This is a genomic window from Bacteroides cellulosilyticus DSM 14838, assembly GCF_000158035.1.
GTDB lineage: Bacteria > Bacteroidota > Bacteroidia > Bacteroidales > Bacteroidaceae > Bacteroides > Bacteroides cellulosilyticus.
Window position 1 is genome coordinate 569,026 of record NZ_EQ973495.1, and the last position, 8,236, is coordinate 577,261.

The 8,236-nt window shown below is 42.1% G+C and carries 6 protein-coding genes; 3 read left to right on the top strand and 3 right to left on the bottom strand.

Annotation, left to right across the window (positions count from 1 at the left end; genetic code table 11):
* Positions 1-291: 291 nt before the first annotated feature.
* Positions 292-1,899 carry a DUF6377 domain-containing protein gene (locus tag BACCELL_RS24415; protein ID WP_007214833.1) on the top strand — a complete coding sequence of 536 codons (1,608 nt, stop codon included), beginning with the start codon at positions 292-294 and terminating at the stop codon, positions 1,897-1,899.
* A 125-nt stretch (positions 1,900-2,024) separates the two neighbouring features.
* Positions 2,025-3,455: an MAC/perforin domain-containing protein gene (locus BACCELL_RS24420; RefSeq protein WP_007214834.1), complete on the top strand. Its 1,431-nt coding sequence runs from the start codon at positions 2,025-2,027 to the stop codon at positions 3,453-3,455.
* A gap of 47 nt (positions 3,456-3,502) precedes the next feature.
* On the opposite strand, the gene BACCELL_RS24425 is transcribed toward BACCELL_RS24420, so the two are convergent.
* Both BACCELL_RS24425 and BACCELL_RS24430 read right to left on the bottom strand, forming a co-directional pair.
* Complete coding sequence (locus BACCELL_RS24425) at positions 3,503-4,411, bottom strand: carbohydrate kinase family protein (protein WP_007214835.1); 909 nt, start codon at positions 4,409-4,411, stop codon at positions 3,503-3,505.
* A gap of 46 nt (positions 4,412-4,457) precedes the next feature.
* A complete protein-coding gene (locus tag BACCELL_RS24430; RefSeq protein WP_044154363.1) occupies positions 4,458-5,618 on the bottom strand; it encodes an MFS transporter in 1,161 nt (386 codons plus the stop codon).
* Between the two features lie 205 nt (positions 5,619-5,823).
* Between BACCELL_RS24430 and BACCELL_RS24435 the strand changes: the two genes are divergently transcribed.
* Complete coding sequence (locus BACCELL_RS24435; RefSeq protein WP_007214838.1) at positions 5,824-6,696, top strand: aldose 1-epimerase family protein; 873 nt, start codon at positions 5,824-5,826, stop codon at positions 6,694-6,696.
* Positions 6,697-6,812: 116 nt separating this feature from the next.
* On the opposite strand, the gene BACCELL_RS24440 is transcribed toward BACCELL_RS24435, so the two are convergent.
* Positions 6,813-8,236: glycoside hydrolase family 32 protein (locus tag BACCELL_RS24440; RefSeq protein WP_007214839.1), on the bottom strand; the 1,424-nt coding region annotated here is incomplete at its 5' end.

The window sequence follows — 8,236 nt, forward strand, 5'->3', positions numbered from 1 at the left end:
GAAAAGAGACTTGCTTTCATACTATTAATGGATTTAAAATTAAACTTTCGGTTCAAGGCATCAGATAAGAAATATTCCCCTTATCTTTCAACGAGGGCAAAGTTAACAGGTATAATAATGCCCGGTTTCCGCAAGTAGCCGTCAGGTAGATTGGCGTGAGAGTATCATCTACAATACAGCACTGATAACAAGCCATTTACATCATTCCGTTTTATAAAAGCAAGTAGACATACCCGTTTACCGGAAAGTTTTAATATCTTTGTATTTGTCTACTTTTAATGAACATACCCTATGAAAAAATACTTGTTATCGGTATTATTCCTGTTGTTCGTGCTTGTCCCTTTTCGTGCGGCGAATAAGACTGACTTATCCAATGAGTTGGAATCAGCTTTAAAACTGCGCAACCAATACTCACTCCGAAAAGAAGCCCGAATTGACAGTTTAAAGCGTTTGCTATATCCATCCATGGACGACAATGAACGTTTCCGATTATACAATGCTATTTACGAAGAGTACTATACTTACCGTTTCGATTCAGCCATGCTCTATGTAGACAAGGAAGAACAGGTGGCTATGACACTATCTCACCCCGCTTATCGCAACCTGAGCATCATTCACCGCTCGGTGCTTCTTTCCACATCGGGTTATTTCAGCGAATCCATCCAGAATCTGGAACAAATAGATTCACGTACATTGAATGATGCGACACGGATAGAATATTACACCGCCTATGAATGGGCTTACAGTATGTGGGCGGAATATTCCAACGATAAGGTTTATGCTCCCCGTTATTATGAAAAAGAAATGCTTTATCAGGATTCATTGATCAGTGTACTTCCCACTGGCTCGTCACTATACAATTACTGGAAAGGAGAAAATCTATATCGTCACCAGCGGTACGCCGAAGCGGAAAAGTATTATCAAAAGGCACTGGAAGGCGTTCCAGTGAATGTTCGATTGTATGCTATGGTTACGTATGGTTTAGCATTGATCTATTCAAAACTTGGTGACTGGAACGAATATGAGCATTATCTGATCAAGGCCGCCATATCGGATCAGGTATGCCCGCTTAAAGAAAATCTAGCCTTACAGGAACTGGCCCTGTATATCTTTAAAAACCGAAGTGGGGAAGTATCCCGTGCCAATCGCTATCTGAACTACTCCATGGAAGACGCTCAGTTTTATAATAACCGGCTCCGCATGCTCGAAATAGCGAAAAAATTCCCTTCTATTGTACTGTCTTATCAGGAACAGAATCTTATCAAGAGCAGACGACTGCAATGGTCACTGATATGCATCAGTATATTGTCCATCGGACTGGTCGTCTCCCTGATCTATATTTATCGGCAAATGCATCAACTCCATAAACGCAGGAAGATACTGGCGGACATGAATCAGGAACTGCAACATCTGAATAAGGCATTAGTAAATACAAATCATACGCGTGAAGAATATGTAAGCCTGTTCATGGACCTGTGTGCCGCCTATATAGACAAGCTGAATAAATATCAGGATTTGGTAAAGAGAAAAGTGAAAGCAAAGCAGACAGATGATCTATTGAAGTTAGTCAATGCCACCAAACTGTCAGATACAGATGCGAAAGAGTTCTTCGTAAACTTCGATACGGCATTTTTGAATTTATACCCTAAATTTATAGAAGAATTTAATGCACTATTGCGGGAGGGTGAAGAAATCATACCTAAAAGAGGAGAAATACTGAATACAGAACTTCGGATATTTGCATTGATACGTATGGGGATTCAAGATAGTTCCAGGATAGCTACCCTCTTGTTCTACTCACCACAAACAATTTATAATCATCGGAGTGTAGTGAAGAATAAGGCAAAGATGAGGGATAGCTTTGAAAAGCAGGTGGAGGAGCTTTGTGCAGTGATGTAGATTCACTTACATTATAAAATAAGACACTTTTTCTTAAGAAAAGAATGTGTATCCATTGCCCTTTCAAATACTTCTGTTACTTTTGTCGACAGCTACAAGATAACTACTAGAAAAACTATTATATTATGAAAAATCTATTCTATTTTATCATTTCGATATGCACGTTATATGCATGTTCCTCGGATTCTGATTTCAACCCGGAAGATGAAAATCCCACTTCTTCTGATTTTTATGAACTTAAAGCCATTCCTGACAAGAAAGTCATTTTCAAAGCCTATCCGGCAAATATGAAACAAATTCTTGGCGCAGGCTACGATGTTACTGCCGACCATTTAAGTCCCGAAGCCATAAAAGCTCCTATAATAGATTTGGAAAAATTGGAAAACAGCGATGAAGATTATATCTATCGTATGAAAGCCACTTCTTCCGAACCCAGAGACTACGCCGGAGAAAATGCAACAACATTCCTGACTGATATTACCAATAGCCTGATATTGGGAGACATAAATTCCAGAAATGCTCTATCGGTCGGTACCATTCTCAAGCATAAAGAGTTCGAGTCTGATTACAACCATTCTTCACAATATTCTTTTGCCTCCAGCGAACAACTATTTACAGCGGAGCGTTGGTACTTTTCGTTTTTCTATACCTTAGAGAAATATAAATACAGATACCTTACGCAGGAATTTGAAAATGATGTAACCAGTTTGGCAGCAGAAGATATCATAAACAAATATGGCACACACCTTTTAGTGGATGTCGGTATAGGAGCACGATTCAGAGGACTTTACCGGACAGCAGTACCTACAGCGACATCAGCTACCAGCACCACAAAAATCACCTTACTCAGCGCTTTGGAAAAAATAGGCCAGCAAGGTCTCTTTACCGGAAGCGGTGCCGGCGGATGGGAAGAAGAAGTGGCACAAAGCATAGGAGGTCAGCTTATACTGGAATTCTATGGAGGAAATACAAGTTTATTGACTTCACAACCGATAACCGATGGCTTTAATGCCTGGTGGAACTCGTTCAATGAAAAGAATTATACTTTGACGAAAATCACTCAAAATAAAGTCCTTCCTATTTATGAACTAATAGCGGATGCCACCAAAAAAGAGCAAGTGAAAGATGCGATAGAAAAATATATATCCAACCAAAAGTTATCGTTAGTTTCTACCACTCCGTTACTTCAGGCCTGGAATGGCAAAAATCACACATACGACACATCTTACTTAGATATTGCAATGCACTCCAACAAAAAATATGAAGGAGCCATCTGTTCCATCTACAAACAACAAATCACGAGTACCGTACCGTTGTATTTATATAGTAACGGAAAAAAGCAACGTCTATCTGTAGAGCTATTGCCAGCCGACACCGAATGGCAACTGGAAAAAGAATTAGGATATGTATACGCTTCGCCCGTAGAAGGAGCCATCCCGCTATACGAAGCCGAAAATAAGAACGATTATTGTTATACTACAGAAGACAAGCAGGAATATGGCACAAAAGGGAGTTGGAAGCAAAAAGGCATTGTATGTTACACAATGCCCCTATAATATAAGATTGCCTGCCAAGTTGAAGCAATTATCAGGATAGGTTCAACTCATACACCGGAGATATCAGCTGCTCCCAACCGACTCTTAAAAGCAGACGGCAATTCCGGCATGGCCCCACTCTGTGTACAAACATAGGCGGAGACTTCCACTGCCAGTTTATGCGCTTCGGGAACAGGTTTCCCACTAAGTATAGCCGATGTAAAAGCAGCAGTAAAAGAATCACCTGCCCCCACAGTATCGGCAACAGGAACTTTCGGTGTATCCTGATAAGATACTACACCCGGAGTAAATACATAACTGCCATTGGTTCCACAAGTCAGAATCAGCATCTTCAGATTATATTTAGCCAAAAGTATCCAGCATTTATCCTGTAAATCAATACCCGGATAACCGAAGATACGGCTGATAGTAACCAGTTCCTCATCATTTATTTTAAGTATGTTGCAGCGGCGCATAGATTCGCAGAGTATTTCTTTCGTATAGAATCCCTGACGAAGATTGATATCGAAAATCTTGATCTGATCTTCTCCATCAGGCATGGTGTCCAGAAAACGTTGAATAGTAGCACGACTCACGGGACTGCGCTGAGCCAGCGAACCGAAACAAACAGCACGGGTGGAAAGGGCCAGACGTTTCAAATCATCCGTAAAAGGAATGTTATCCCAAGCCACCCCCTCTTTAATCTCATAACAGGGAACCCCCACAGCATCAAGAGTAACCTGTACCGTACCGGTAGGATAATCCACTTGCTCGATCTCACAAGTCAGTTTCTTTTGAGCAAAAACATCCAATATTTCCTGTCCGTCAGCATCACGTCCCACTGCACTCACTACACGGCTATCAAAACCAAACTGTGATACATGATAAGCGAAATTGGCAGGCGCACCACCTATCTTCTTTCCTTCGGGCAGCACATCCCAGAGTGCTTCACCCATTCCTACGATGATTTTATTCATGACACTAAATTTAATTACAAATTATAAATTACAATTAGACATTAGGTTATTTCTTTATCTTCAAAGTATAGTACAGCAAATAAAGTACTCCGACAGTCATCACGGCTACTGCACCGCTTTGTCCTATGGCATCACTTGCCAATCCCATTGCCAACGGAAAAACAGTTCCACCAAAAAGTCCCATTATCATCAGACCGGAAACTTCATTCTTCTTGCCGGGCATATACAGCAACGCCTGTGAGAAGACAATCGAAAAGATATTCGAGTTTCCGTAACCTATCAGCGCAATGCAAATATAAATAGATGTTTTTGAATGGAAAGCAAAAAGTCCAATCATTGCCAGTAACATCATAAAACTACTGATAGCAAAGAACGATTTAGCATTCATCCTCCTCAAAATAAAAGAACCTGTGAAGCAGCCTGCCGTACGGAAAATGAAGTAGAGACTGGTAGCAAACGCAGCGTCATCCAATCCCATCCCCAAACGCTCCATTAGAATCTTAGGAGCAGTAGTATTCGTACCTACATCGATTCCTACATGGCACATGATACCGATGAAAGAAAGCAAAACAAACGGTTTACCCAATAAAGCCAAACACTCACCGAACGTAGAAGGTTTTCCTTCCTCTTTCTCCTCGGCAATCTGTGTCTGTCCCAACAATAAAACGGCTATCACAGCTATCACCATATAAATAGGAAACAGCACACGCCAACCCAAACCGAACGACGGAATGACCTGTGTAGCTCCCCACATAGCGATGTAAGGTGCAAGAAACGAAGCAATCGCCTTTACAAATTGTCCGAAGGTAAGGCTACTTGCCAGCCGGTCACCTCTCACGATGTTGGAAAGCAGCGGATTCAGTGAAGTCTGCATCAATGCATTGCCGATACCTAATAAAGAGAAAGAAAGCAGCATCAACGTATAGCTATCACCAAAAACAGGCAATAACAACGAAGCAAAGGTCACAACCAAACTAAGGAGTACCGTCTTTTTTTGTCCGATACGGCTCATCAACATACCTGTCGGCACAGAGAAGATCAGGAACCAGAAGAAAACCAGCGAAGGGAAGATGTTAGCTTGAGAGTCTGTCAAACCCAAATCTGCTTTTACATAGTTGGAGGCGATGCCTACCAGATCCACAAATCCCATAGCGAAAAAGCAGAGCATCACAGGGATCAGCTTGGATAACGAAGAATTAGATTTCATTGTTGTATGGTATTAATTTAAGTATTTCTTGCTCGGAAAAGCACGTTGCAAAGGAAGCGAATATCAGAACAACAGGATAACAATCTTGTTACAAAGAGTGGCAATTATGATACAAGAATGTTTTTTAAGCGCATTTCAAGGGCATTATTTCTCTTTTTAGCTACATTTGTGGAAAATTATCCAAAGAAACTTTTTAAACAACAATATGGAAACACTCTTTAATGGACGACTCAGCATTGAAGTCTCTGCACATGGAGCAGAGCTATGCAGTATTTTTTCTAATGGAAAAGAATATCTATGGCAGGCAGATCCTGCATTCTGGAAACGCCATTCGCCGGTACTCTTCCCGATTGTAGGAAGCGTATGGGAGAATGAATATCGAAACGAAGACACCACCTATGTCCTCACTCAGCATGGATTTGCCCGCGACATGGAGTTCACACTGATATCCGAGGAAAACGATGAAGTCCGCTACCAGCTTGTCAGCAACGAAGAAACACTCAAGAAATATCCTTTCCCATTCCGTCTCACCATCGGATATCGCATCCGCGAGAAGAAGGTCGATGTCATGTGGGAAGTAGAGAATACCGGGGAGAAGGAAATGCACTTCCAGATTGGTGCACATCCGGCATTCTACTATCCGGATTTCGATGCCGAAACGCAAGAACGGGGATTTTTCGGTTTCAATAAGAAAAGCGGACTGAAATACATACTTATTTCTGAAAAAGGATGTGCCGACCCGGACACCCAATATCCTCTGAAACTGACAAACGACTTGTTGCCATTGGACACACATACATTTGACAAAGATGCACTTATATTGGAGGGAAGCCAGGTGCGGCGGGTTACTCTATATAATAAGGAGAAAGCTCCTTATCTTAGCCTCCATTTTGATGCGCCTGTTGTCGGACTGTGGTCGCCACCTGCCAAGAATGCCCCGTTTGTCTGTATTGAACCATGGTACGGTCGTTGCGACAAAGCACATTATACAGGAGAGTATAAAGATAAGGATTGGGTACAGCATCTGCAACCCGAAGAGGTATTCAAAGGAAAATATACCATTGAAATAGAAGAATAAAGGAGAAGCCGTACCTGGTCCGTATCTGGTCCAAACGCTTAGGTACGGACCAGCTACGGAGCGGGTACGGCTTTGATAAAATTCGGGTACAGAAAAGGAGGAAATATAGACCAATCTTATTTCAACTTATAAACCTTGAATGAACTTACCGCATAGCTACCGCCTTTGGCATAGAAACTGATACGGTTGTAAGGTTCCGAAGGAAACACAAGGTTTGTCATTGCGAAACGTCCGTCATCGCCAAACGCTTCAATACTTGATTTATCAACGAAAAGACGCAGCGTCATTTCCGAATTGCCTTCTATCGGAGCAAGAGTCAGCACCGGAAAGTCCGAACTGAATGATACGACTCCGCTCTTACTACGATCCATCGCAAACTTCTTCTCTACCAGATTATAGTAAATATCCACTTCTTCTCCTTTTGAATTGAAAAGTTGGAAGCCAATGACTTCTGCATTTCTGTTCTTAATCGTCATTTCAATTTCATACGTACCTGTATTATCCGAAAGCAGTTTGTCCATATTATAAGTACGGTCCACCTTGAAGGAATGCTTCTTTTCTTCTTTCCCACGCAGTTTCAGCAGTTCTCGCGAAGGGGAAGATTTCAGATAAGTTTCACCCGCCGAAGTATAGAGACTCAGGTCACGGGGAACAGAGTTACCACTGCGATACTGAGTAGTAGGTACATTGTTAGCATATTGCCAGTTGCTCATCCATGCCAGCGCTATATGGCGTCCTTCGGGCGCATTACTCCAAGTCACGGTAGCATAGTGATCTTTTCCCCAGTCCATCCACTTGGTGTTTTTCGGTGATTCATTCACAAACTTCTTTCCATCGAAGGTACCTACAAAATATTGAGTGGCACTTCCACCGAAAGGTCCGCCGGGATTAATATTACAGATTAGAACCCATTTCTTCAGTTCCGTACCTTCAATAGGCAGTTCTATCAGGTCGGGACATTCCCATACACCACCATGAGCCCCCTGACCTTCACCGAAACTACTTTCATAAGCCCAGTCCTTCAGATTAGCTGAAGAGTAGATTTGCATTTCCTGACCTACGGCAAGAATCATGATCCATTTATCGGTAGCGTCATGCCAGAAAACTTTCGGATCACGGAAATCACGTTGGGTGGAAGTCAGTATAGGATTACGCGCATACTTCTTGAATGTCTTTCCGTTGTCCAGACTGTAAGCCATACTCTGTACCTGGCGATCGCTGGCCGAAGTATAGAAAGCTATGATCGCACCGGCACCAAAGCCTGCCGTATTATCCTTATCAACCACACAGGAACCACTGAAGATAGTTCCCAACGCATCGGGCGCAATGGCTATCGGCTGATGTTCCCAATTCACCAGGTCTGTACTGGTGGCATGTCCCCAATGCATATTTCCCCACATAGAACCGTAAGGATTGTATTGATAAAACAAATGATAAACACCATCTTTATATACCATACCGTTCGGATCATTCATCCAGCCATATTGAGGAGTGAAATGATAAAGCGGACGGAAACTCTCGCGATTGGATGTATCAAACT